General features: G+C 56.1%; 25 protein-coding genes. 15 read left to right on the top strand and 10 right to left on the bottom strand.

What is annotated here, in order from left to right:
- Positions 1 to 187: 187 nt before the first annotated feature.
- From WFK85_RS06420 to pspA, 6 genes are all read right to left on the bottom strand, one after another.
- Positions 188 to 1,255, bottom strand: coding sequence for a YcjF family protein (locus tag WFK85_RS06420; RefSeq protein WP_336707271.1), 1,068 nt, complete (start codon positions 1,253 to 1,255; stop codon positions 188 to 190).
- Positions 1,252 to 2,649 carry a YcjX family protein gene (locus WFK85_RS06415; protein ID WP_336707273.1) on the bottom strand — a complete coding sequence of 466 codons (1,398 nt, stop codon included), beginning with the start codon at positions 2,647 to 2,649 and terminating at the stop codon, positions 1,252 to 1,254. The genes WFK85_RS06420 and WFK85_RS06415 overlap by 4 nt, the downstream gene beginning before the upstream one ends.
- A gap of 112 nt (positions 2,650 to 2,761) precedes the next feature.
- Positions 2,762 to 2,992, bottom strand: a complete 231-nt coding sequence (pspD, locus tag WFK85_RS06410) for a phage shock protein PspD (protein WP_008461357.1) — start codon at positions 2,990 to 2,992, stop codon at positions 2,762 to 2,764.
- A gap of 127 nt (positions 2,993 to 3,119) precedes the next feature.
- The gene (gene pspC / locus WFK85_RS06405) at positions 3,120 to 3,479 is read right to left on the bottom strand and encodes an envelope stress response membrane protein PspC (protein WP_336707274.1); all 360 of its coding nucleotides are present in this window, start codon (positions 3,477 to 3,479) and stop codon (positions 3,120 to 3,122) included.
- Entirely contained in the window at positions 3,479 to 3,703 is a 225-nt protein-coding gene (gene pspB, locus WFK85_RS06400; protein ID WP_008461355.1) for an envelope stress response membrane protein PspB, read from the bottom strand. Before pspB ends, pspC begins: the two co-directional genes overlap by 1 nt.
- A 61-nt stretch (positions 3,704 to 3,764) precedes the next feature.
- Entirely contained in the window at positions 3,765 to 4,433 is a 669-nt protein-coding gene (pspA, locus tag WFK85_RS06395) for a phage shock protein PspA (RefSeq protein WP_336707276.1), read from the bottom strand.
- A gap of 172 nt (positions 4,434 to 4,605) precedes the next feature.
- Between pspA and pspF the strand changes: the two genes are divergently transcribed.
- The 10 genes from pspF (at position 4,606) to pdeR (ending at position 17,658) form a co-directional block, all read left to right on the top strand.
- Positions 4,606 to 5,604 (top strand): phage shock protein operon transcriptional activator, encoded by a 999-nt coding sequence (gene pspF, locus WFK85_RS06390; RefSeq protein ID WP_336707278.1) that lies wholly within the window; start codon positions 4,606 to 4,608, stop codon positions 5,602 to 5,604.
- Between the two features lie 114 nt (positions 5,605 to 5,718).
- Complete coding sequence (gene sapA / locus WFK85_RS06385; protein ID WP_336707280.1) at positions 5,719 to 7,356, top strand: ABC transporter substrate-binding protein SapA; 1,638 nt, start codon at positions 5,719 to 5,721, stop codon at positions 7,354 to 7,356.
- A complete protein-coding gene (sapB, locus tag WFK85_RS06380) occupies positions 7,356 to 8,321 on the top strand; it encodes a putrescine export ABC transporter permease SapB (protein ID WP_336707282.1) in 966 nt (321 codons plus the stop codon). The genes sapA and sapB overlap by 1 nt, the downstream gene beginning before the upstream one ends.
- Positions 8,308 to 9,198 carry a putrescine export ABC transporter permease SapC gene (gene sapC, locus WFK85_RS06375; RefSeq protein ID WP_008461347.1) on the top strand — a complete coding sequence of 297 codons (891 nt, stop codon included), beginning with the start codon at positions 8,308 to 8,310 and terminating at the stop codon, positions 9,196 to 9,198. Before sapB ends, sapC begins: the two co-directional genes overlap by 14 nt.
- Positions 9,198 to 10,190, top strand: coding sequence for a putrescine export ABC transporter ATP-binding protein SapD (gene sapD, locus WFK85_RS06370; RefSeq protein WP_336707285.1), 993 nt, complete (start codon positions 9,198 to 9,200; stop codon positions 10,188 to 10,190). The genes sapC and sapD overlap by 1 nt, the downstream gene beginning before the upstream one ends.
- Positions 10,190 to 10,996, top strand: a complete 807-nt coding sequence (gene sapF / locus WFK85_RS06365; protein WP_008461344.1) for a putrescine export ABC transporter ATP-binding protein SapF — start codon at positions 10,190 to 10,192, stop codon at positions 10,994 to 10,996. Before sapD ends, sapF begins: the two co-directional genes overlap by 1 nt.
- Positions 10,997 to 11,272: 276 nt before the next feature.
- Positions 11,273 to 12,064, top strand: coding sequence for an enoyl-ACP reductase FabI (fabI, locus tag WFK85_RS06360; RefSeq protein ID WP_039294025.1), 792 nt, complete (start codon positions 11,273 to 11,275; stop codon positions 12,062 to 12,064).
- Between the two features lie 212 nt (positions 12,065 to 12,276).
- Positions 12,277 to 13,452: a CMD domain-containing protein gene (locus WFK85_RS06355; RefSeq protein WP_336707288.1), complete on the top strand. Its 1,176-nt coding sequence runs from the start codon at positions 12,277 to 12,279 to the stop codon at positions 13,450 to 13,452.
- 85 nt (positions 13,453 to 13,537) lie between these two features.
- Entirely contained in the window at positions 13,538 to 15,472 is a 1,935-nt protein-coding gene (locus WFK85_RS06350) for an exoribonuclease II (protein ID WP_166992109.1), read from the top strand.
- Positions 15,473 to 15,666: 194 nt separating this feature from the next.
- Complete coding sequence (pdeR, locus tag WFK85_RS06345; protein ID WP_166873431.1) at positions 15,667 to 17,658, top strand: cyclic di-GMP phosphodiesterase; 1,992 nt, start codon at positions 15,667 to 15,669, stop codon at positions 17,656 to 17,658.
- On the opposite strand, the gene WFK85_RS06340 is transcribed toward pdeR, so the two are convergent.
- Complete coding sequence (locus WFK85_RS06340; RefSeq protein WP_008461339.1) at positions 17,655 to 18,524, bottom strand: crotonase/enoyl-CoA hydratase family protein; 870 nt, start codon at positions 18,522 to 18,524, stop codon at positions 17,655 to 17,657. The genes pdeR and WFK85_RS06340 overlap by 4 nt on opposite strands.
- Positions 18,525 to 18,746: 222 nt before the next feature.
- On the opposite strand from WFK85_RS06340, the gene yciZ reads away from it, so the two are divergent.
- Positions 18,747 to 18,929 (top strand): protein YciZ/DeoL, encoded by a 183-nt coding sequence (gene yciZ / locus WFK85_RS06335; RefSeq protein ID WP_336707292.1) that lies wholly within the window; start codon positions 18,747 to 18,749, stop codon positions 18,927 to 18,929.
- Positions 18,930 to 18,973: 44 nt separating this feature from the next.
- On the opposite strand, the gene fsa is transcribed toward yciZ, so the two are convergent.
- On the bottom strand, positions 18,974 to 19,636 hold the full coding sequence (gene fsa, locus WFK85_RS06330) for a fructose-6-phosphate aldolase (RefSeq protein WP_166992106.1): 663 nt from the start codon (positions 19,634 to 19,636) through the stop codon (positions 18,974 to 18,976).
- 136 nt (positions 19,637 to 19,772) lie between these two features.
- Here fsa and WFK85_RS06325 point away from each other — a divergent pair, with 136 nt between their 5' ends.
- The 4 genes from WFK85_RS06325 to osmB all read left to right on the top strand — a co-directional run bounded on the left by WFK85_RS06325 (position 19,773) and on the right by osmB (position 24,389).
- Complete coding sequence (locus WFK85_RS06325) at positions 19,773 to 20,672, top strand: glycyl-radical enzyme activating protein (protein ID WP_336707293.1); 900 nt, start codon at positions 19,773 to 19,775, stop codon at positions 20,670 to 20,672.
- A gap of 5 nt (positions 20,673 to 20,677) precedes the next feature.
- Positions 20,678 to 23,110, top strand: coding sequence for a formate C-acetyltransferase/glycerol dehydratase family glycyl radical enzyme (locus WFK85_RS06320; protein WP_336707294.1), 2,433 nt, complete (start codon positions 20,678 to 20,680; stop codon positions 23,108 to 23,110).
- 42 nt (positions 23,111 to 23,152) lie between these two features.
- On the top strand, positions 23,153 to 23,911 hold the full coding sequence (gene yciT, locus WFK85_RS06315; RefSeq protein WP_166992097.1) for a DNA-binding transcriptional regulator YciT: 759 nt from the start codon (positions 23,153 to 23,155) through the stop codon (positions 23,909 to 23,911).
- A gap of 259 nt (positions 23,912 to 24,170) precedes the next feature.
- Positions 24,171 to 24,389: an osmotically-inducible lipoprotein OsmB gene (gene osmB, locus WFK85_RS06310; RefSeq protein ID WP_166992953.1), complete on the top strand. Its 219-nt coding sequence runs from the start codon at positions 24,171 to 24,173 to the stop codon at positions 24,387 to 24,389.
- A gap of 130 nt (positions 24,390 to 24,519) precedes the next feature.
- Here the strand turns inward: osmB and yciH are convergent, their stop codons facing one another.
- Together yciH and pyrF are read right to left on the bottom strand one after the other, a co-directional pair.
- Positions 24,520 to 24,846 carry a stress response translation initiation inhibitor YciH gene (yciH, locus tag WFK85_RS06305; protein WP_166873417.1) on the bottom strand — a complete coding sequence of 109 codons (327 nt, stop codon included), beginning with the start codon at positions 24,844 to 24,846 and terminating at the stop codon, positions 24,520 to 24,522.
- Positions 24,846 to 25,583 carry an orotidine-5'-phosphate decarboxylase gene (pyrF, locus tag WFK85_RS06300; protein WP_166992093.1) on the bottom strand — a complete coding sequence of 246 codons (738 nt, stop codon included), beginning with the start codon at positions 25,581 to 25,583 and terminating at the stop codon, positions 24,846 to 24,848. Before pyrF ends, yciH begins: the two co-directional genes overlap by 1 nt.
- Positions 25,584 to 25,680: the final 97 nt, after the last annotated feature.

Raw genomic sequence — 25,680 nt, 5'->3', positions numbered from 1 at the left:
TTCAGCCGGGCTGAAGGACCTCATAGAGTTGCAGGGATAATAACGCAGTTAGCCGTTGGCAAGAAGATGCCTGTCATGAAATGTTGACACTAAAAGACAAACCACTGGTCAACAAGCACGAAATTTATACGTGTGCTGTAAACAACAAAGGGCAGCCGAAGCTGCCCTCCAGGTCAATGATACAAATTCAGTTGGTAGGTTTGTTTTTCCCGGAGGCCAGCGTCTCTTTCAGCTGAACCAGAAGCTGTTTGCGGAAATCCCCCAGCCGGGGCTTGTCATCCTCCAGCCACGGCAGCGGGCGGCAGAGCTCCATCGCCTTAATGCCCAGGCGGGCAGTTAACAGCCCGGCCCCAATCCCCTGCGCGGCGCGAGCCGAAAGTCTGGCGGCAATGTCCTGCGACATCCAGTCCATGCCGACTTCACGCACCAGCTCGCTCGCCCCGGCGAAAGCAATATTCAGCAGCACCAGGCGGAACAGGCGAATACGGCTGAAATAGCCCAGTTCGATACCGTACAGCGTGGCGATGCGGTTGATCAGGCGCAGGTTACGCCAGGCAATAAAAGCCATATCCACCAGCGCCAGCGGGCTGACGGCGATCATCAGCGTGGATTCGGCAGCAGAACGGCTAATTTCACGCCGGGCCTGAGCGTCCAGCACCGGCTGAACAAGCTGGGCATAAAGCGCCACGACTTCCCGGTCGTTGTGGGTTTCATGGATCGAGGCATACCAGCGCTGCAGCGCCGGATGGCCTTTATCCAGCCCGGCCTGGCTGGCCAGTTTTTCGCAGAACGCCCGCCCTCTGCCCGTGCTGTGACTGGCGAGCAGTTCTCGTGCCTCGTCACGCTCTTCGGCACGCTGGCGCAAACGCCACAACCTCCGCCATTCGCTGGCAATGGAGCCGACGCCAGCCGCGACGATAAGCCCCCCGGCAACGCCGCCGCCAAGCGCGATCCAGTCCTGAGCCACAAAAGCGTTGTGGGTCCACTGTACGCCCTGGGCCACAACGCTGACGCCAAACAGCGCCAGTCCGGCTGTCACCATTTTGCGCCACAGGCTGCGTTTCGGTCTTAAAGCAGCTTCAATAACAGCCTCGGCCTGCCCTTCTTCGTCGGCAAGCGTTTCAACGCTGGTGGTGACCGGGGTAAACTTTTGCGCTTCCGGTTCACTGAACGCGTGTGCCGCTTTCCAGTCCTGCTCTTTTTCCGCCTCCAGCGGCTGCGCAAAATCGATGCGCGGTTTAATAGGATCGCTCATCGCAATTTATCTCCAATTAAGAATTCCAGCGCCGCGTCCAGCCTGATGTGCGGCAGCGGACGGTCAACGTCCATCACCTGCGGCCGGAACTGTTCGAACTGAAAGCCCTGATTTTGCCAGAAAGCATTGCCGGGCAGGCGCGAAGGCACCTCCCCCGGATACACCGTCAGCGGCGCACCGTCGTTCAGGCGATTGCCGCGCAGCGCCGGGATTTGCTCCCCCTGCACGTCTACGATGCCGCTTTGCGTTGCCTGCACGGAGGCCAGCCCCATGCAGTCCATGCTGATGCCTTCGAAGACCGCGTTTTGCCAGGCGTCCTGCACCAGCTGTTGCAGGAGAGAAACCATGTTAGCGTGCTGGTCTACCGTGACATGGTCGGCTTTGGTGGCGGCAAACAGCAGCTTATCGATCACCGGGGAAAACAGGCGACGGAACAGCGTGCGCTGCCCGTAGTGGAAGCTTTGCATCAGCTGGGTTAACGCCAGGCGCATATCGTTGAACGCCTGGGGCCCACTGTTGAGCGGCTGCAGGCAATCCACCAGCACAATCTGTCTGTCGAAGCGCAGGAAGTGATTCTTATAGAACCCTTTCACCACCTTTTCACAGTAGTAATCAAAACGCGCGCGCAGCATGCCGATGTTGCTGCCCTTATCCGCCTGGGCCAGCTTCGACTCACCAAAAGCATCCACATCCGGCCATGGGAAAAACTGCAGCGCGGGCGCGCCCGCCATATCTCCGGGCAGGACAAAGCGCCCCGGCTGAATAAAATGCAGCCCTTCTTTCTTGCAGCGCATCAGGTAGTCGGTCCACGCTTCGGCAACCGCCGCCAGGCGGTTCTCATCGGCGGGAGCGAGAGGATCTAAACCCTCGCAAAGGCGACGCCATTCCGCCGACCACTCGGCACGCTGGCCCTGCAGCAGGCCTGTCATCTGGCGCGACCAGCTCAGGTAATCCTGCGCCAGCATGGGCAGGTCAAGCAGCCACTCCCCCGGATAATCAACAATCTCCAGGTAAAGCGTGGACGTGTCTTTGAAGTGGCGCAGCAGCGAATCGTTGGAGCGGTAGCGTAACGCAAGGCGCATTTCGCTTACGCCACGAGTCGGCGTCGGCCAGGCCGGTGGCGTGCCGAAAAGCTGCGCCATGCCTTCATCATAGGTGAAACGCTGAATGCCCAGATCGCGCTGCGGCACGCGCTTAACGCCGAGCAAACGCTCTTCACGAGCGGCGCTAAGCATTGGCAGCCGTGCGCCGGTGTGAATGCCCAGCAACTGGTTGACCATCGCGGTGATAAATGCGGTTTTACCGCTGCGGCTCAGCCCGGTTACCGCGAGGCGTAAATGACGATCAACGCCCCGGTTTACCAGGGCGTTAAATTCGTTTTTGAGTCGGTTCATAAGCGTCCTGATTGCCTTCCGCTGCAGAAAATACCTTTATTGATAATATCAAATGGGGCTGATTACCAAGAATCAAAACGTTAAGCGGAATATTTCGCCGCCGCGATGAGGGTTATTTTGCCATGCGGCGATCGTAACGGTCAGAGACGTTGCGCAGGATGCGGGTCAGTAACGGCTCCAGCACCACGGCCAGTATCATTTTCAGCGGGCGGCGGGCTACCGATTTGATCGCCCACGCCGCAAAACCCGCCGGGCCGAACCGCAGCGCGGCAAGTAAAGCAAGCTTCCCGGCAAGTTTCAGGCCTGGTTTAGCTTTCTGGCTGACGGAATGGAATGTAGTCATTGTCTCTCCAAAAGCGGTTAATTGCGGTGTGTGGTTAGCATTGAGCCTGGGCGCCCTCACCCCGGGCCTCTCCCCCAGGAGAGGGAGAAAACCTGTTTATTCCCTCTCCCTCAGGGAGAGGGTTGTTTTACAGCTGGCGAAAACGGCTGCGCAGCGTGAAAGTGTCAGACGTAATGTAACGCTCCATCGAGCGTAAACGTTGCTCACCGGCGGCCAGTTCCGCATCCACCGCGTTCAGCAGATCGCGGTTGGTCGGTTGCGTATCTTTTTCATCTGCGCCGTAGGGCATCGGGTCCAGCACAAATGTCATCACGATGTAGGCCACCAGCACAAAGAACGACAGGCCAAAGAATATCGATAAAATTGCAATGGCGCGGACCAGTTTGACCGGCACATCAAGGTATTGCGCAATACCCGCGCAAACTCCTTTTACCATCCCCTTATCAGGGATACGCCACAGCTTACGACCGGAAAATGAATTCACCATCAGTTGTTTCTCCAGTTCGGGTGTTCGGCATCAAGGATCTGTTCCAGAGACTGAATGCGCTCCCGCATCTGTCGCGCCTCATCGGTCAACTGGGCAAGCCGCTGCTGCTCACTCTGTGAAAGCTGCCCTGCATCAGGACGATTGCTGTAGTGAAGCCACAGCCAAATCGGCGCCACGAACAGCACAAAAATGGTCAGCGGGATAGCAAGAAAAAGCGCAGTCATGTGTACTCCTTACGGGTCAGGCTTGAGTCGCGATGCGCCGGGCGCATCGCGGCCTGGATTATTATTGACGATCCTGGTTCATTTTTGCTTTCAGCGCAGCTATCTGGGCGCTGATTTCATCATCGGCTTTTAGCTCGGCAAACTGCGCGTCCAGAGACTTCTGTTTGCCAAAGGCGTGGCTTTCCGCCTCGGATTCCATCTGGTCGATGCGGCGCTCGAAAGATTCGAACCGGGCCATCGCTTCATCCAGTTTACCGCTATCCAACTGGCGGCGAACATCGCGTGAAGAAGAGGCAGCCTGATGACGCAGGGTCAGCGCCTGCTGGCGAGCGCGAGTTTCGCTCAGCTTGTTTTCCAGCTCGCCGATTTCTTTCTTCATGCGCGCCAGAGTTTCATCCACGTGCACAACTTCATTTTCCAGCGTGAGGATCAGGTCGGTCAGCTTCTGTTTTTCAATCAGCGCGGCACGCGCCAGATCTTCTTTCTCTTTACGCAGCGCCAGCTCGGCTTTTTCCTGCCATTCGGCCTGCTGCACGGTAGCTTGTTCCACACGGCGGCTCAGCTGTTTCTTTTCGGCCAGCGCGCGGGCTGAAGTGGAACGCACTTCTACCAGCGTGTCTTCCATTTCCTGAATCATCAGGCGCACCAGCTTCTGCGGATCTTCCGCTTTCTCCAGCAGGGAGTTGATGTTCGCATTCACGATGTCGGCAAAACGAGAAAAAATACCCATAATTCAATCCTCTTAGTCATTATCTCAGGTGCCAGGCACTCTGCTCTGACAGGATATTGCAGAATCCGTGCCAACTTTTTACTTCATTGATTAATAAGAATTAATGTAAATTTGACGATCCCACAAAAGCCGCTATAGTGGTTAAATTAACTAACTATTAGGGAATTTAACCATGCCTGAAAACAAGGACAGCCTCATTGGAGAAGCTAATAGCTTTCTGGAGGTCATGGAACAAGTTTCCCGCCTGGCCCCGCTGAATAAACCGGTGCTGGTCATCGGCGAACGCGGCACCGGGAAGGAACTCATCGCCAACCGCCTGCATTTCCTCTCCCAGCGCTGGCAGGGGCCTTTTATCTCCCTCAACTGTGCGGCACTGAACGAAAACCTGCTCGACAGCGAGCTGTTTGGCCACGAAGCCGGCGCGTTTACCGGCGCGCAGAAGCGCCATCAGGGTCGTTTTGAACGAGCTGAAGGCGGCACGCTGTTTCTTGATGAGCTGGCCACGGCCCCAATGCTGGTGCAGGAGAAGCTGTTGCGGGTGGTGGAATACGGCGAACTTGAGCGCGTGGGCGGCAGCCAGCCGCTACAGGTGAATACTCGCCTGGTCTGCGCCACCAATGCCGATTTGCCGGAGCTGGCCGAACAAGGGAAATTCCGCGCCGACCTGCTCGACAGGCTGGCGTTTGACGTGGTGATGCTCCCGCCGCTGCGCGAGCGGCGATCGGATATCCTGCTGCTGGCCGATCACTTTGCGATTCAAATGTGCCGGGAACTTAATTTGCCGCTGTTCCCCGGTTTTACCGAAAGGGCCTGCGAGACGCTGCTTAACTATGGCTGGCCGGGCAATATCCGCGAGCTGAAAAACGTGGTTGAGCGCTCGGTGTACCGCCACGGATCAAGCGATGAAGCGCTGGACAACATTATCCTTAACCCTTTCACTCATAAACCTGCCCCGCTCCATCAGGCCAGACAAGAGGCTCCGGCGCACCTGCCCGGCCTGCCGCTCGATCTGCGAAGCTGGCAAAACGAACAGGAGAAAAACCTGCTGGAACAAAGCCTGAAGCAGGCAACTTTTAACCAGCGCCGGGCTGCAGAACTGCTGGGCGTGAGTTATCATCAGCTACGAGCGATGCTGAAAAAACACCAATTAAGCAGCCTGACGCCGGACTGAGCGGCGTTTTTTTCATCGTCCTGCGCAGAAAATTGCCGATCGTCACCAGTAATTTTGGGGAGAAGGCAAGAGTGCGATACACTTTGCCCATCACTTGAGATAACTCAAAAACTTATGCGCGGAATGCTCTCCTCCCTGTTACTGGGTTTATGCTGCCTGAGCGGCGCGGCGCGTGCCGCTGCGCCCGCTGAAAAACCGGCAGATATTCGCCGCAGTGGCTTTGTTTATTGCGTCAACGGGCAGGTCAACACCTTTAACCCGCAAATGACCAGCGGCGGCCTGACCGTCGACACGCTGGCGGCGCAGCTTTATGACCGCCTGCTGGACGTTGACCCTTATACCTATCGCCTGGTGCCTGAACTGGCGGAAAGCTGGGAAGTGCTGGATAACGGCGCGACTTACCGTTTCCACCTGCGCCACAATGTCCAGTTCCAGACTACCGCCTGGTTTAAACCCACCCGCGCGCTAAACGCCGATGATGTGGTGTTTACCTTTGAGCGTATCTTCGACCGCAACCATCCGTGGCATAACGTTAACGGCGGCAGCTACCCCTATTTCGACAGTCTCCAGTTCCCGGAAACGGTGAAAAGCGTTCGCAAGCTGGATGACAATACCGTTGAATTCCGCCTCAATAAGCCGGACGCCTCCTTCCTCTGGCATTTAGCTACGCATTACGCATCAGTGATGTCCGCCGAATACGCCGCGCAGTTGACCAAAGCTGACCACCAGGAATTGATGGACAGGCAGCCGGTCGGCACCGGCCCTTTCCTGCTCAGCGAATACCGCGCCGGGCAGTACATTCGCCTGGCGCGTAACCAGCACTTCTGGCGCGGCGTACCGCTGATGCCGCAGGTGGTGGTCGATCTGGGTTCCGGCGGCACCGGCCGTCTTTCCAAACTGCTCACCGGCGAATGCGACGTGCTGGCCTGGCCTGCGGCAAGTCAGTTGACTATTCTGCGTGACGATCCGCGTCTGCGCCTGACGCTGCGCCCGGGCATGAATATCGCGTACCTGGCGTTTAACACCAACAAACCGCCGCTGAATAACCCGGCCGTTCGCCACGCGCTGTCCCTTGCCATTAATAATCAGCGCCTGATGCAGTCTATTTATTACGGCACGGCAGAAACGGCCGCATCCATTTTGCCTCGCGCCTCCTGGGCCTACGATAACGACGCAAAAATTACCGAATACAACCCGGCGAAAGCCCGTGAGCAGTTACAGGCCCTGGGCGTGGATAAACTGGAACTCCGCCTGTGGGTGCCGACCAGCTCCCAGGCCTGGAACCCAAGCCCGCTCAAAACCGCCGAGCTGATTCAGGCGGATATGGCACAGATTGGCGTGAAGGTGATTATCGTGCCGATGGAGGGCCGCTTCCAGGAAGCCAGACTGATGGACATGAACCACGATCTGACGCTTGCCGGCTGGGCAACGGACAGTAACGACCCGGACAGCTTCTTCCGCCCGATGCTGAGCTGCGCGGCCATCGGCTCGCAAACTAACTATGCCCGCTGGTGTAACCCGCATTTCGACAGCGTGCTGCAAAAAGCGCTCTCTTCCCAGCAGCTTTCCGCCCGTATTGAAGCCTACAACGAAGCGCAGGATATTCTTTCCGCAGAGCTGCCTGTGCTGCCGCTGGCCTCTTCGTTAAGGCTGCAGGCCTACCGCTACGACATGAAAGGCCTGGTGCTCAGCCCGTTCGGCAACGCCTCGTTTGCAGGCGTGTTCAGGGAAAATGAAGAGGCGAAAAAATAATGATCATTTTCACGCTAAGGCGATTATTGCTGCTGCTGATCACTCTGCTGTTTCTGGCGGTTGTCGGCTTTAGCCTCAACTATTTTACGCCCCACGCACCGCTGCAGGGGGCTTCGCTGTGGAACGCCTGGGTGTTCTGGTTTGAGAGTCTGCTGCACTGGGATTTTGGCGTTTCCAGCATCAACGGCCAGTCGATTAACGAGCAATTACGCGACGTGTTCCCGGCCACCATGGAACTGTGCATTCTGGCCTTCGGCCTGGCGCTGCTGATTGGTATTCCGGTGGGGATGCTGGCGGGCATCATGCGCAATAAGTGGCAGGACAGGCTGATCAGCGCCCTGGCGCTGCTCGGTTTTTCTATTCCTGTGTTCTGGCTGGCGCTGCTGCTGACGCTGTTCTTCTCGCTGACGCTGGGCTGGTTCCCGGTTTCAGGGCGTTTTGACCTGCTTTATGAGGTTAAGTCCGTCACCGGCTTTGCGCTGGTGGATGCGTGGCTCTCGGACTCGCCTTATCGCAGCGAAATGATCGTCAGCGCCCTGCGCCACATGGTGCTGCCGGTCGCCGCCCTGGCCGTCGCCCCGACCACCGAAGTGATTCGCCTGATGCGCATCAGCACCATCGAGGTGTTCGATCAGAACTACGTCAAAGCCGCCGCCACGCGCGGGCTTTCCCGCTTCACTATTTTGCATCGCCACGTGCTGCACAACGCGCTGCCGCCGGTGATCCCTCGCCTGGGCCTGCAGTTTTCAACCATGCTGACGCTGGCGATGATCACCGAAGTGGTCTTTAGCTGGCCAGGCCTGGGCCGCTGGCTGATTAACGCCATTCGCCAGCAGGATTACATGGCGATTTCCGCCGGGGTGATGGTGATTGGCTCGCTGGTGATTGTTGTTAACGTGATTTCCGATATTTTGGGCGCTATGGCCAACCCACTGAAGCATAAGGAATGGTATGCCTTACGATAGCGTCTACCGCGAAAAGCGACCGCCAAGCACGCTGCGTCTGACGTGGCGTAAATTCTATGGCGATACCACCGCGATGATTGGCCTCTACGGCTGCGGCGGCCTGGCTATTCTGTGCCTGTTTGGCGGTCTTTTTGCCCCGTATCAAATTGACCAACAGTTTCTGGGCTATCAGCTTTTGCCGCCGTCATGGTCCCGCTATGGGGAAGTTTCGTTCTTCCTCGGTACCGACGATCTTGGCCGTGACGTGCTAAGCCGCCTGCTGAGCGGCGCAGCTCCGACGGTGGGCGGCGCGTTTGTCGTCACGCTTGCGGCAACAATCTGCGGCATCGTGCTCGGCGTGATAGCGGGGTCGACCCACGGTCTGCGCTCCGCGGTGCTGAACCACATTCTCGATACACTGCTATCGATTCCTTCCCTGCTGCTGGCGATTATTGTTGTCGCCTTTGCTGGCCCCCATCTCAGCCATGCGATGTTTGCCGTCTGGCTGGCGCTGCTGCCGCGAATGGTACGTTCGGTCTACAGCGCGGTGCACGATGAACTGGAGAAAGAGTACGTGGTCGCCGCCCGTCTGGATGGCGCTTCCACGCTAAATATTCTCTGGTTTGCCGTCATGCCCAATATCACCGCCACGCTGGTAACAGAAATCACACGAGCGCTGTCTATGGCGATTCTGGACATTGCCGCACTCGGTTTTCTCGATCTTGGCGCGCAGCTCCCTTCCCCGGAATGGGGTGCAATGCTCGGTGATGCGCTGGAGCTGATTTACGTTGCGCCCTGGACGGTGATGCTGCCGGGGGCGGCCATCATGATAAGCGTCCTGCTGGTTAACCTGCTTGGCGACGGCCTGCGCCGCGCGATTAACGCGGGGGTGCAATAATGCCGTTACTTGATATCCGCAATCTGACCATCGAATTTATGACCTCCGAAGGTTGGGTAAAAGCCGTCGATCGCGTGAGCATGACGCTGGGCGAAGGGGAAATTCGCGGCCTGGTCGGCGAATCCGGCTCAGGGAAAAGTCTCATCGCGAAAGCTATCTGTGGCGTCACCAAAGATAACTGGCGGATTACCGCCGACCGTATGCGCTTTGACGATATCGACCTGCTGCGGCTCTCGCCGCGTGAGCGCCGCCGCCTGGTGGGACACAACGTGTCGATGATTTTCCAGGAGCCACAGTCCTGCCTGGATCCGTCGGAAAGAATTGGCCGTCAGTTGACCCAAAATATTCCCGGCTGGACTTATAAAGGCCGCTGGTGGCAACGCTTTGGCTGGCGCAAGCGCCGCGCCATCGAACTGCTGCACCGCGTGGGGATTAAAGATCACAGAGACGCCATGAGCAGCTATCCGTACGAGCTGACGGAAGGCGAATGCCAGAAGGTGATGATCGCCATCGCGCTGGCAAACCAGCCTCGCCTGCTGATTGCGGATGAGCCCACCAACGCCATGGAGCCGACCACGCAGTCGCAGATCTTCCGTCTGTTAACGCGGCTCAATCAGAACAACAACACCACCATTCTGCTGATTAGTCACGACCTGCAGATGCTGAGCCAGTGGGCGGATAAAATTAACGTGATGTACTGCGGGCAAACCGTGGAAAGCGCGACGAGCGAAGAGCTGGTTGCCACGCCACACCACCCGTATACTCAGGCGCTGATCCGCGCGATCCCTGACTTTGGTAGCCCGATGCCGCACAAGAGCCGGTTAAACACCATGCCGGGCGCGATTCCGCTGCTGGAGCAATTGCCGCTGGGCTGCCGTCTGGGGCCACGCTGCCCTTATGCCCAGCGCAAATGCATTGAAGCACCAAGGCTTGAAGGGGCGAAAAATCACCTTTACGCCTGTCATTTCCCGCTGAATATGGAGAGTCAGTAATGGTCGAAACGCTGCTGGAAGTCCGCAATTTAAGTAAGACGTTTCGCTACCGTACAGGTTTGTTTCACCGCCAGCACGTCGAAGCGGTGAAGCCGCTCAACTTTACGCTGCGCGAGAAGCAGACGCTGGCGATTATCGGGGAGAATGGCTCGGGTAAATCTACGCTGGCAAAAATGCTGGCGGGAATGATTGAGCCGACCACCGGCGAGTTAGTGATTGACGATCACCCTCTCCACTTCGGCGATTACTCCTGGCGGAGCCAGCGGATCCGCATGATATTCCAGGATCCCAGTACTTCCCTGAATCCACGCCAGCGCATCTCGCAGATTCTGGACTTCCCGCTGCGGTTGAATACCGAGCTGGAGCCAGAACTGCGGCAAAAACGCATTCTGGACACCTTACGCATGGTTGGTCTGCTGCCGGACCACGCCAGCTATTACCCGCATATGCTGGCTCCGGGGCAAAAACAGCGTCTGGGCCTGGCCCGCGCGCTGATCCTCCGGCCCAAGGTCATTATCGCCGATGAAGCGCTGGCCTCGCTGGATATGTCCATGCGCTCGCAGCTGATTAACCTGATGCTTGAACTGCAGGAAAAACAAGGAATTTCTTATATTTACGTGACCCAGCACATTGGCATGATGAAGCACATCAGCGACCAGGTGATGGTGATGCACGAAGGCGAAGTGGTGGAGCGCGGCAGCACGGCCGACGTGCTCGCCTCCCCGCTGCATGAATTGACTAAACGGCTGATTAACAGCCACTTCGGCGAGGCCTTAACCGCTGACGCCTGGCGTAGGGATCGTTAATTTAGACTACTTCGCCACGATCATTCTCCCCCAACTTCCACTAGATAATTTGAGTTGCGGGTAGGCGGCAAGGGAGCAGTTTTCAGGAGCTTACTGAAGTAAGTGACTGAGAAATGGGCGTGCAGCCAACATCCCTGCAGCTCAAATTATGACGTGGAAAAGTGGTCGGATTAACGCTTACGCGGGAGTCATGTTAGAATCGCCCGGTCTTAACGTCGGCCTGCCTGTTTTTTCACCTGCTGGCCGCAACAACAATGACTATTAAGGATTAAAGCTATGGGTTTTCTTACCGGTAAACGCATTCTGATCACTGGCGTCGCCAGTAAACTCTCCATTGCCTACGGTATTGCACAGGCGATGCACCGCGAAGGCGCCGAGCTGGCATTCACCTACCAGAACGAGAAGCTGAAAGGCCGTGTGGAAGGTTTTGCTGCCGAGCTGGGTTCAAGCATCGTGCTGCCTTGCGATGTGGCTGAAGATGAGAGCATCGAAGCGCTGTTTACCGAACTGGCGAAAAGCTGGCCGAAATTTGACGGTTTCGTTCACTCCATCGGCTTCGCCCCTGGCGATCAGCTGGATGGCGACTACGTGAACGCCGTTACCCGTGAAGGCTTTAAAATTGCCCACGACATCAGCGCATACAGCTTCGTTGCCATGGCGAAAGTTTGCCGTGAAATGCTGAACCCAGGTTCCGCCCTGCTGACCCTGTCCTACCTGGGCGCAGAGCGTGCAATCCCTAACTACAACGTTATGGGCCTGGCCAAAGCGTCTCTGGAAGCTAACGTTCGCTACATGGCTAATGCCATGGGTCCAGAAGGCGTGCGCGTGAACGCCATCTCCGCTGGCCCAATCCGTACTCTGGCCGCTTCCGGCATCAAAGACTTCCGTAAAATGCTGGCCCACTGTGAAGCCGTTACCCCGATTCGTCGCACCGTAACCATTGAAGACGTGGGTAACTCCGCAGCCTTCCTGTGTTCTGACCTGTCTGCCGGTATCTCCGGGGAAGTGGTTCACGTTGACGGCGGCTTCAGCATCGCAGCCATGAACGAGCTGGAACTGAAAGACTAATTTCTGTTCCTGGGCGAAGCGGGCTGCGGCCCGCTTCGCTATTTCCCCCCTGCTTTCCTCCCCTGAATCCGATTTAGTTATACCTTTCCGATATTTATTATCACCGATCATTCTTTTGTCACCTCCCGAGCTTGCGCCAGGATAAAACAGCGAACCAGGCCCGGCTTCCACGTTGTATCCGGGTCTGCAAACTTTTTGACCAAGGAACGACCATGGAACAACGCCGCTTTTCTGGTAAAAGCCACTGGTATCATGAAACCCAGTCCAGTCTGTGCCCGGCGGATGTACTGCCTTTAGTTCCCGAAGCAGCGCAGGTTGAAGACCGCTTTCTGCTTGATGTAGCCCCTTCTGAAGCACAATTGATTGTTGAAGCCCCGTGGCTTGATGCCGCCCGAGCGGTAGCCGATGTGCTGCTGCCGGAAAGGATTAACGTGACGCGTTTACACACCCTGAGTAGCTACGATCGCCTGAGCACGGCGCTGACCGTTGCGCAGGTCTACGGGGTCCAACGCCTGTGTAACCACTATGCCGCTCGCCTTGCTCCCCAGCCCGGCCCCGACTCATCCCGCGAAAGCAATCGTCGCCTGACTCAGATCACCCAGTTTGCCCGCCAGCTTGCCAGCCAGCCGACGCTTATCGACGATAGCGCCTTAGCGCAGCTGGATGAATGCGGCCTCTCGGTGGACGATATTGTCTCCTTTACCCAGATTATCGGCTTCGTGGGCTTCCAGGCGCGCGCTATTGCCGCCTGGCAAGCGCTGCAGGGGCTGCCCGTTCGCTGGCTGCCGGGGCTGGACAGGCAACAGGACGCGGAACCTGCGTTGTTTACGCCGTACCCGGTCAACTGGCTTCCGGGGCTGGCACCCGTTGAAATGCGCTATGCCCGGGCGGAACAGCTGGAAGTCTTGAGCATCAGCCAGCCGCTGCGCACGCTGCGTGATATTGCCTGGCTGCTTGCTCACGATGAGCGGGCGCTGTCTTACCTCAGCCAGCTTACCCGCCTGTTCTGGCAAACCACCGCGCAGCAACCAGACGATGCGCTGCTGGTGGTGATGCTGACGTCACGGATTAACGGCAGCGCCGCCTGCTTTAGCGATGCCGCGGCGGCCTGGCAGGGAGATGCTGGATTACCGGACGCGATGCGCAACGGGGAACGGGCGCTTAACGCCTGGAGTCACAATCACCCTCGTGAAAAAGCAATTATTCAGGCCGTGCAGCTGTTAACCCGCGCCCCGGACAGATTTAGCGCCGCGCAGATTCAACCTTTGTATGAGCAAGGTTTTAGCGAGCAGCAGGTGCTGAAACTACTGGTTAGTGCCGGGCTGGCCGGGTGGATAAACCGCCTGAAAATTGGCCTGGGAAATACCGCTCAAGCGCTGAATCCATAAGCCTTCACGGCAATCAGCGCTTGCCGCAAGGTACGGTTTCGCGTAAAACTGTCAGCCGCTCTTTTGGCCACGAAAACGAAACGATATGCTTCAGGATAACCCGCTGCTCGCGCAGCTAAAACAGCAACTGCATTCTCAGACTCCACGCGCTGAAGGCGTGGTGAAAGGCACGGAAAAAGGGTTCGGCTTCCTCGAAGTCGATGCGAATAAAAGCTACTTTATTCCGCCGCCGCAGATGAAAAAAGTGATGCACGGCGACCGTATCAGCGCCGTCATCCACACCGATAAAGACCGTGAGTCCGCCGAGCCGGAAACGCTTATCGAACCTTTCCTGACGCGTTTTGTTGGCCGCGTTCAGAAAAAAGACGACCGCCTGTCAATTGTGCCGGATCATCCGCTGCTGAGAGATGCCATTCAGTGCCGCGCAGCTCGCGACGTGACCCATGACTTCCAGAACGGTGACTGGGCGGTAGCTGAAATGCGCCGTCACCCGCTAAAGGGCGACCGTGGCTTCTATGCCGAGTTAACGCAATTCATCACCTTCGGCGACGATCATCTTGCGCCGTGGTGGGTGACACTGTCACGTCATAATCTTGAACGCGAAGCGCCGGACGGCGTCGCCACCGAGATGCTTGACGACGGCCTGGTGCGCGAAGACTTAACGTCGCTGGATTTTGTCACCATCGACAGCGCCAGCACCGAAGATATGGACGATGCGCTGTACGTTGAAGAACTTGCCGACGGCAAACTGCAGCTGACCGTGGCCATCGCTGACCCAACGGCGTGGATCGCAGAAGGCAGCAAACTCGACGGCATCGCCAAAATTCGTGCCTTTACCAACTATCTGCCTGGCTTCAACATTCCAATGCTGCCGCGCGAGCTGTCAGACGATCTCTGCTCCCTGCGTGCCAACGTTGTCCGCCCTGTCCTCGCCTGCCGCATGACCATTGAGCAGGACGGCGCTATCGCCAGCGACATTCATTTCTTCGCCGCCAATATCGAGTCCAAAGCCAAGCTGGTTTATGACGAAGTCTCTGACTGGCTGGAAGAGAAAGGTGGCTGGCAGCCGCAGAGCGACGCCATTGCACAGCAAATTCGCCTGCTGCATCGCGTTTGTCTGACCCGCAGCGAATGGCGCCAGACCCACGCTCTGGTCTTTAAAGATCGCCCTGACTACCGCTTTGTTTTGGGCGAGAAAGGCGAAGTGTTGGATATCGTGGCCGAGCCGCGTCGTATCGCAAACCGTATCGTTGAAGAGTCGATGATTGCGGCTAACGTTTGTGCGGCCATCGTGCTGCGCGAGAAACTGGGCTTCGGGATTTATAACGTCCATACCGGTTTCGATCCGGCCAATACTGAACAGCTGGCAACCATGCTGCAAACCCACGGCATCACCGTGGACGCGCAGGAAGTCCTTACGCTGGAAGGTTTCTGCAAACTGCGCCGCGAACTGGACGCTCAGCCTACCGGGTTCCTGGACAGCCGCATTCGCCGTTACCAGTCGTTCGCCGAGATCAGCACCGAACCTGGCCCGCACTTCGGCCTTGGCCTCGAAGCCTATGCCACCTGGACTTCCCCAATCCGTAAATTCGGCGATATGGTTAACCACCGTTTGCTGAAAGCGATTATTAAAGGCGAAGCGGCGACGCGTCCGGCGGAAGAAACCACCGTCCAGATGGCGGAACGTCGCCGTCTGAACCGGATGGCCGAGCGTGACGTGGGCGACTGGCTGTACGCTCGCTTCCTGAGCCCGAAAGCCGGCACCGATACTCGCTTCGCAGCAGAAATTATCGATGTTAGCCGCGGCGGGATGCGCGTACGCCTGGTGGACAACGGGGCCGTGGCGTTTATCCCTGCACCGTTCATTCACGCGGTACGTGATGAGCTGGTTTGCAGCCAGGAAAACGGCACCGTGCAGATCAAGGGCGAAGTCGTTTATAAAGTGACCGACGTTATCGACGTGACCATCGCGGAAGTTCGCATGGAAACGCGCAGCGTTATCGCTCGCCCTGCGGCCTGATCCTGATTTTCACCCTATAAAGCCGGGCGCTCTGCCCGGCTTTTTCATTTCTGTCATCTCATGTGCCGATATATTGCACATCCTCTGCAAAAACAAGATCTTTTCCTCTTTACCGGGGCTTTAACATCGGCCGTCTGTTGCTACTATAAATAATAGATTTAGGTGATATTTTCCCCTGAGGCTCAGGAGCACGAATGAAAGACGATTTGGAGCAGAACCTGCTTTATCGTTACCTGGGGACGACCAGCCCCTACTGGCGTCTACCGGCGGACAGCAACGCCCTTCAGCTGGCGGCCAGTGAAGATTCAGACACCGGCCAGGTGGTGGCGCTGGACATGATACAGGCCGACGAAATTCGTCAGATGACGGTGATTACCTCCAGCCTGACCATGACGCTGTCGCTGTTCGGCATAGAAGTCCCGGTGCATATGGTCGGCCGCAAAGTGTCTAAACGCGAGTGGGCGGGCACCGCCTCGGCCTGGCACGACACCCATTCGGTGGCTCGCGACCTGGTCCAGGGCCTCTCTTTTGCCGAGCAGGTTGTCTCTGAAGCGAATTCAGTCATTGTCATTCTTGATAAACAGGGAAATATCCAGCGCTTCAATCGGTTAAGTGAAGAATACACCGGGATGAAAGAACATGAGGTCATCGGTCAGAATGTCTTCAAGCTGTTTATGAGCCGCAGCGAAGCCGCCGCCTCAAAGCGCAATATCAGCGGATTTTTTCGCAATGGCAGCTCCTATGAAGTTGAACGTTGGGTCAAAACCCGTAAAGGCCAGCGGCTGTTTTTGTTCCGCAACAAGTTTGTCCACAGCGGCAGCGGCAAAAACGAAATCTACCTGATTTGTTCCGGCACCGACATTACCGAAGAGCGCCGCGCGCAGGAGCGACTGCGGGTGCTGGCCAATACCGATACCATCACCGGACTGCCTAACCGCAACGCCATTTACGACCTGATCACCGAGGCCATCGCCAAACGGGGCGACACGCAGGTCGGCATCGTTTATCTGGATCTCGATAACTTTAAAAAAGTGAACGATGCCTACGGCCACATGTTTGGCGATCAGCTATTGCAGGCCGTGTCGCTGGCGATTTTAAGCTGCCTCGAAGAAGGCCAGGTGCTGGCGCGCCTCGGAGGCGATGAATTTATTGTGCTGGCAACAAACACCTCTCAGGGCTCGCTGGAAGCGATGTCTTCCCGCATTCTGACCCGCCTGAAGCAGCCCTTCAGGATCGGCCTGATTGAGGTCTATAGCGGCTGTTCGCTGGGTATCTCTCTCGCCCCGCAGCACGGGGATGAACGAGAGAATCTGATTCGTAACGCCGACACCGCCATGTACACCGCCAAAGAGAGCGGCCGCGGGAAGTTTTGCGTGTTCTCTCCCGAGATGAACCAGCGGGTATTTGAGTATTTGTGGCTGGATACCAATCTGCGTAAAGCGCTGGATAACGATCAACTGGTGATCCATTACCAGCCCAAGATGACCTGGCGCGGCGAAGTCCGTAGCCTGGAAGCGCTGGTGCGCTGGCAGTCTCCCGAACGGGGTCTGATTCCTCCTCATGGCTTTATTTCCTATGCCGAGGAGTCTGGCCTGATTGTGCCGCTAGGGCGCTGGGTGATGGTTAGCGTTGTGCAGCAGGTGGCAAAGTGGCGGGACAAAGGCATTAATCTCCGCGTGGCGGTCAACGTGTCCGCCCGCCAGCTCGCCGATCAGACTATTTTTAGCGATCTCAAGCAAGCGCTGAAGGATCTGAATTTTGAATACTGCCCGATTGACGTTGAGCTGACCGAGAGCTGTCTTATCGAAAACGAAGAGCTGGCGCTGTCGGTTATCAAGCAATTCAGTCAACTGGGAGCGCAGGTGCATCTGGACGACTTCGGCACGGGGTACTCGTCCTTATCGCAGCTGGCGCGCTTCCCAATCGACGCCATTAAGCTCGATCAGTCTTTTGTGCGCGACGTGCATAAACATTCCGTGTCTCAGTCGCTGGTGAGAGCCATCGTGGCAGTGGCACAGGCGCTGAATTTACAGGTGATCGCCGAGGGCGTGGAAAACCAAAAAGAAGACGCCTTTCTTACCAAGAACGGCGTCAACGAACGGCAGGGGTTCTTATTTGCAAAACCAATGCCCGCTGCCGTGTTTGAGCGTTGGTTTAAGCGCTATCAGGCCAGAACAAAGCGCTAGCCCGCTTTACGCAGAGCCGTCGACGTATGGCGATTTTGCAGCATGACCAGCCGTTCCATATAGGCAATGTCCTTGTCCTCCAGGCAGAATGCGGCATCCACCCAGTCTTCGGTGATGTCCATCAGCTCTGAGCGCGGCAGCTGTAACACGCGCTGTCGCGCGCGCAGCATGGCCTTCACGCCGTTAAGTTTAGGCTGGAGGGTATCGATGAAGGTGCGCGTGGCCAGGTATCCCTGTCCCGGCTCAAACAGCTGATCCACCAGCCCATACTGCTGGTACCATTCCGCCGTGTGGGACTCGCCCTTATAGATCAACTCTTCAGCAAGTTTCATGCCCGAACGGCGAGCAACCAAAGAGTACGCCCCCATCCCGGGAAACAGGTTGAAGGCAATTTCCGGGAATCCCAGCCTGGCATCGCGCTGTGCCAGCAGGAAATGGTGCGCGAGCGCCGCCTCAAATCCGCCGCCAAGCGCACTGCCCTCAACCATCGCCAGGCTGATAGCCCCCGTATCAAAACCGCGAGACGCGGCATGCACGCAGTCCACACAGGCACGGGCATAGGCGCGGAGCGCTTCCCGACGCCCATTACGAATAGTTTCCACAAAAAAGCCTAAATCGCCGCCGGTATTGTACATTCCGGGGACCAGCGAGCCGGTAACCCAGAAATCGACTTTAAATCCGGCCTTCTGGACGATATATCCCAGGTTCATTATTTCCTCGATAAGTCCGTGATTGAAGCAGGGACGCGGGCGGGCACGAAGCATCATCCAGACTGTACGGCGTTCTTCTTCGTAATATCCAGACAGTTGAGTAAAACGTGCAGTGTCAGTAAAGAGTTTGCAGGTTGGTTGGTTGATAACTGTCATAGCCAGATCCTCATTAAATGAAAGTGCGGTCATCGCAGGATCAGACTAATCCACGGCTGTAGTTTGATGAATGCAGCGTAAGGATTAATAATTAATGCTTATATGTTGTGCGATAATTTATTGAAGAATAAGGCTAAGAATTCGCCGAGTGCCCTTCTCTTTATCGGCTATTTTTTGCATTATGGGCGAATGATTCATCCCCTAACACAGACAGGATTAACAATGCCAACACTGGATCCGCAGCAGCTTGCCAAACGTATTGATACCGTGCTGGATATTCTGGTTGCCAAAGATTATGCCTCCGCGATAAACAACCTTGAGATCCTTAAAGCGGAATTGCTGAGCATAGATAACGATGAAAACAAGCAGGACGGCGAGCAAAAAAAATCGCCCTGGGAAATTTAATTCTTTGGGAAATATAGGCCACCGCGAACGGTGGCCATAAATGATTAGAGCGTTAACGAGCCGAAAGCCCCCTGCCAGTCTTTTTCAAACCCGTCTATCGCCGCCGTCACCGCAGGCGTGACCAGCATCTGTTCAACCACATCAATCGGCAGCGTGATCGCTTCGCAGCCGGCCAGAAGGCATGACATCGCCTGGTGCGGCGTGCGGAAGCTGGCCGCCAGCACTTTCGCGTCAGGGGCATGCAGCGTCAGAAGCTGCTGGAGATCCTGTACCATCTGAATCCCGTCCCCGCCCTGAGCATCCAGCCGGTTCACATAAGGCGCAACATATTCAGCGCCCGCCAGCGCGGCCAGTAGCCCCTGCGTCGCGCCATAAACTGCCGTACCCAGCGTTGGGATCCCGAGGACTTTAAGCTGTTTAAGTGCCGCCAGGCCTTCCGGCGTAGTGGGAACCTTAACAACCAGCCCCGGTACCCGCGTGGTTAGCAGCTGTGCTTCTTTCACCATTTCATCAGCCTGGTTCGCAATCACCTGAGCAAACAGCTGACCTTCGCCCCCCAGCGCGTCCTGCAGTGCAGGCAGCACTTCCCACAGGGATATTCCCGCTTTGGCAACGATGGAAGGGTTGGTGGTTACGCCCTGCAGCGGCAGAACACGGGCAAGACGCTTAACGGCGGCAACATCTGCGGTATCTAAATACAGTTCCATTACGCTCTCCAGAATTAGAGTCATCTCTCATTGACCGCATCATAACCCGACTGTCGATTGCTTAGCTGATCAATATCAATATAACTTTCATTCGAAAGTAATTTAATTTACGAAAGAAACAAAGAGAGAGAATGCCATGCTGTTCAATATTCAGCGCTACTCCACGCACGATGGCCCTGGGATCCGCACGGTGGTCTTCCTGAAAGGATGCTCGCTGGGCTGCCGCTGGTGCCAGAATCCCGAAAGCCGTAGCCGTGAATGCGACGTTTTGCTGGACCGCCGTTTGTGCATCGCCGGCTGCGAACTTTGCCAGCAAGCCGTACCGGACGTGATTTCCCGTGTAGACAGCGAATTGGTTATTTCCCGTGGCAAACTCAACCCCAATGCTATCAATGCGCTGAGAGAGTGTTGCCCTACCCAGGCGTTGACCGTCTGCGGTGAAGTAAAAACGGCGGATTCTATTATGGCCACCGTGCTGCGCGATAAACCTTTTTATGCTCGCAGCGGAGGGGGAATTACCCTTTCCGGCGGGGAGCCTTTTATGCAGCCGGAGCTGGCGCGGGAACTGCTACAGCGCAGTAAAGAGGCCGACCTGCATACTGCCGTGGAATCCTGCCTGCACGTGCCCTGGAAATACATTGCGCCTTCATTACCTTTTTTGGATTTGCTGCTGGCGGATCTTAAGCACGTAGACAAAGCGCGCTTTCAGCAGTGGACCGACGGCAACGCCGAACGCGTGATGGATAACTTTCGCAAGCTGGCCGCCCGCGGCGTAGAGATGACCATCCGCGTGCCGTTGATTCCCGATTTTAACGCCGATGAACGTTCCATCCGCGCCATCAGCAATTTCGCCGCCGACGAAATTGGCGCGAAATCTATCCATTTTCTGCCTTATCACACCTTAGGGATAAACAAATACACCCTGTTGGAACAGCCCTACCTGGCCGCCAGCAGGCCGCTTGATGCACCAGACCTTCTGCACTTCGCCGAACAGTACGCCAGCCAAAAAGGCATGACAGCCTGGATTAGAGGATAATCATCATGACCGAACTGAACCTGAATTTTCTCAGCCCACGTATAAAGGCGCACAAAGAAGCGCTGATACATATCGTGAAGCCGCCGGTCTGCACCGAGCGTGCCCGCCACTATACTGCTGTTTACCAGCGGCATCAGGATAAACCGCTGCCGGTTCGCCGCGCGATGGCGCTAGCCCATCATCTGGCGGAGCGGACCATCTGGATAAAACATGACGAGCTGATCGTCGGCAACCAGGCAAGCCATGTGCGCGGGGCGCCGTTCTTCCCGGAATACACCGTGGGTTGGATTGAGAGCGAAATCGACGATCTTGGCGACCGTCCGGGTGCCGGCTTTTCAATTTCCGACGCGGATAAAGCGGTCATGCATGAAGTTTGCCCCTGGTGGCGCGGACAAACGGTGCAGGATCGCTGTTATGGCATGTTTACCGACGAGCAAAAGGCACTGCTGGCGACCGGGATCATAAAAGCCGAAGGCAATATGACTTCCGGCGACGCTCACCTGGCGGTGAATTTCCCGCTGCTGCTTGAGCTGGGTATTAGTGGGTTGCGTGACAAAGTCGCCGAGCGACGCGGGCGTTTGCAACTTACCGACTGGGACGACCTGCACAAAGAACAGTTCCTGAAAGCCATTGATATGACTTTTGTTGCCCTGAGCGACCATATATTACGCTACGCAGAATTGGCGAAGAAAATGGCCTCCGACGAAAAACGAGAGGCACGCCGGGATGAACTGTTGGCGATCGCTGAAAACTGCGAACATATCGCCAGCAATCCGCCGGTCACTTTCTGGCAGGCTTTACAGCTCAGCTATTTCGTACAGCTTGTACTGCAAATTGAATCCAACGGGCACTCCGTCTCCTTTGGTCGGCTCGATCAGTACCTTTATCCGTGGTACCGCCGGGATGTAGAATTACAGCGAACCACCAGCCGGGAACAGGCCATTGAACTGCTGCAAAGCTGCTGGCTGAAGCTGCTTGAGGTGAATAAAATTCGCTCCGGCTCGCATTCAAAAGCTTCCGCCGGCAGCCCGCTTTACCAAAACGTCACCATCGGAGGACAAACGCTGGTGCACGGCGTCGCGGTGGATGCCGTTAACCCGCTCTCCTGGGACATTCTTGAGTCCTGCGGCCGCCTGCGCTCAACGCAGCCTAACCTCAGCGTTCGCTATCACGCCGGGATGAGCAGCGACTTCCTTGATGCCTGTGTGCAGGTGATTCGCTGCGGATTCGGCATGCCGGCGTTTAACAATGATGAAATTGTTATCGAGGCATTCATTAAGCTTGGCGTTAGCCGGGAAGATGCTTATGACTATGCGGCTATCGGCTGCATTGAAACCGCCGTCGGCGGAAAATGGGGCTACCGTTGCACCGGCATGAGCTTCATCAACTTTGCCCGCGTGATGCTGGCAAGCCTTGAACATGGCCGGGATGCCACCAGCGGGAGCATCTTCCTCCCACAGCAAAAGGCGCTGTCTGAAGGCAATTTCACTTCGTTTGACGAAGTCCTCGAAACCTGGGACCAGCAAATTCGTTATTACACGCAAAAATCGATCGAGATCGAATGCGTGGTAGATACCGTGTTGGAAGAAAACGCGCACGATATTCTTTGTTCGGCGCTGGTGGATGATTGCATTGAACGAGGCAAAAGTATCAAGCAAGGTGGCGCCAAATACGACTGGGTTTCAGGACTTCAGGTCGGGATTGCCAATCTTGGGAATAGCCTTTCAGCCGTAAAAAAACTGGTCTTTGAACAGGGCATCATCGGGCAGCAACAGCTGGCGGATGCCCTGGCCAACGATTTTGTCGGGCTGAGCGGCGAGCAGCTTCGCCAGCGACTAATCAACGGCGCGCCAAAATACGGCAACGACGATGACGAAGTCGATATGCTGCTCGCCCGCGCCTATCAAACCTACATTGATGAACTTAAGCGCTATCACAACACGCGCTTTGGCCGCGGCCCTGTTGGCGGAACATACTACGCGGGAACCTCTTCTATTTCAGCAAACGTGCCGTTTGGCGCAGCCACGATGGCCACACCGGATGGCCGGAGAGCACATACACCTTTGGCAGAAGGCGCCAGCCCCGCGTCCGGGACCGATCATTTTGGCCCTACGGCGGTCATCAGTTCCGTGGGCAAACTGCCGACCAATAAAATCCTCGGCGGTGTTTTATTGAACCAAAAACTGAATCCTTCAACGTTAGATAATCCACGCGATCGTGAAAAATTAATGTTTATGCTGCGCACCTTCTTCGAATCACACAAGGGCTGGCACGTTCAGTACAACATTGTCTCCCGCGAAACACTGCTGGAAGCCAAACAAAATCCTGATAAATATCGAGATTTGGTGGTAAGGGTTGCAGGATACTCGGCCTTCTTTACGGCCTTATCTCCTGACGCGCAGGATGATATTATAGCCCGCACGGAACATACTCTTTGACGAGAAGGCGGGGTTAATCCCCCCGCCTGACTACTGGCTGACATGAACTCAAGACAACAAATTATCCTGCAGATGGTTATCGATCAAGGCCGGGTTAGCGTCGCCTCTCTGGCGAAAACAACCGGCGTTTCAGAAGTCACCATCCGCCAGGATTTGAACCTGCTTGAAAAAAATAATTACCTTCGTCGCACGCATGGTTTTGCCGTCCCGCTGGATAGCGATGATGTTGAAACTCGCATGATGAACAACTACACCCTCAAGCTGCAGCTTGCGCAATATGCCGCCTCGCTGGTGAGTGATGGTGAAACCGTGTTTATCGAAAACGGCAGCAGCAACGCGCTTCTCGCCCGTACTCTGGCGGAGCAAAAAAAGGTCACGCTGATCACCGTCAGCAGCTACATTGCCCATTTGCTGAAAGACACCGATTGTGAAGTCATTCTGGTCGGCGGGATCTATCAGAAGAAAAGCGAAAGCATGGTCGGGCCGCTTACCCGCCAGTTTATCCAGCAGCTGCATTTCAGTAAGGCTTTTATCGGCATCGACGGTTTCTTGCCGGAAACCGGTTTTACCGGGCGCGATATGCTGCGTACCGACGTGGTGAATTCTGTGCTGGAGAAAGGTAGCGAGGCCATTGTGCTGACGGACAGCAGCAAGTTTGGCAACGTGCATCCGTATACTTTGGGCCCGATTTCACGCTTCAACCGCGTTATCACCGACGCTGCAATTAGCCAGGAGACGCTGGAGCAACTGAAAGCAGTCCACCTGCAGGTGGATATTGTTGACCCCTACGCCGCCGTCTAAGTCTCTGCTGCCCGCGCCGCGCGTGGGCTTCTTCTCTCTCAGAATATTCCCACGCTGGAATTAAGAGTTTTTACCTGTGTTAATCATACGGAAAAAATAGAATAGAATTTAGCGATATAACAGGGAGTAATAAACGCACCTGCCCTTTTTTAAGCTTATATCGCGACATCGTTTCACGAACCGCCCGGTAAAGTGGTGAATTCTTACTATACTTACCTGAGACTGGCTTCCGTGAATCAATTATTCTGGAGAAAGTATGATGACCTTAAATAACAAAAAAATGGCCGCTGCAATGCTGGCTATTACCCTCGCAATGTCCCTGAGTGCATGTTCTAACTGGTCTAAGCGTGACCGCAACACGGCAATCGGCGCAGGTGCCGGTGCGCTGGGTGGCGCAGTACTGACCGACGGCAGCACGCTGGGTACGCTTGGCGGTGCGGCAGTAGGCGGTATTATCGGTCACCAGGTGGGTAAATAAGGCAGGACGCCAGCAAAAGCTAACTCGCTTTGACGAATTCATTACGTGTTAATTTTCAGGTCTGACTAACAGCAGTAAAAATAAAAGGCCACGGTATTTGCCGTGGCCCAATAATTAATATTATTCCGAATTACCCGCCCGCGAGTTTCACTTTCATGCCTTTCGCTTCAAGCAATGATTTTATCAAATCGCGCTTATCGCCCTGGATTTCAATCACGCCGTCTTTGACCGCGCCACCGCAGCCACATTTCTTTTTCAGCTCCGCAGCAATGGCTGCCAGCGTCGCATCGTCGGCATCAATACCAGAAATCAGGCATACGCCCTTCCCTTTGCGGCCGCTGGTCTGCTTTTGAATGCGCACAATGCCGTCGCCTTTTGGGCGCTGAACTTCAACTTTAGGTTCGTCTATACGCCCGGTTTCCGTGGAGTAAACCAGCCGGCTGTTATTGTCTTTCATCAAGCCCCCTGCACCAGCGAGGCGCGAATATCGCGCAAAGTCTGCGCCGGGTCAGCCGATTGGGTGATCGGACGCCCAATGACCATAAAGTCTACTCCGGCTTGCAGAGCCTGCTGCGGTGTCATGATGCGGCGCTGATCGCCGGCATCACTGCCCATCGGGCGAATGCCTGGGGTAATAAGCTTGAATTCTCGGCCTAACGCCGCCTTAAAACGTACCGCCTCTTGCGCAGAGCACACTACGCCGTCCAGGCCACACTCTTTGGTCAGCGTCGCCAGACGCTCGGCATAATCTGCCGGGCTGGCGGTAATGCCCAGATCGGCCAGGTCGCTGGCTTCCATGCTGGTCAAAACGGTAACGGCGATCAGCAACGGCGCATCTTTCCCAAATGGGGCAAGTGCTTCTTTTGCGGCGCGCATCATTCGGGCTCCACCCGTAGCATGAACGTTGACCATCCACACGCCCATTTCTGCAGCAGCAGCTACGGCCCGCGCGGTGGTGTTCGGGATATCGTGGAATTTCAGATCGAGGAAGACATCAAACCCGCGCTGTTGCAGGTCACCCACCAGCTGTGGACCAAACAGGGTAAACATCTCCTTTCCAACTTTCAGACGGCAGTCGCGCGGGTCGATACGGTCGACAAAGGCCAGGGCGCTATCGCGATTATCATAATCAAGAGCAACGACTATCGGCGATTCAGTGGCAACACGGGAGGAGGATGACGCAGTTGAATTCATGGCAAAACCTTCTGACTGTTGGGCACCAGCGCGGCGCAAAAAAGTTAAACGGCAGCATTCTACTCGTCAGCCAGGTAAATTTACAGCCGCGATTGCC

The sequence above is a fragment of the Cedecea sp. VD22 genome, from assembly GCF_037150195.1.
In the GTDB taxonomy this organism is placed as follows: Bacteria; Pseudomonadota; Gammaproteobacteria; order Enterobacterales; family Enterobacteriaceae; genus Cedecea.
The sequence above is the reverse complement of the archived record's forward strand: the minus strand, read 5'-3'. Positions and strand labels throughout refer to the sequence as shown.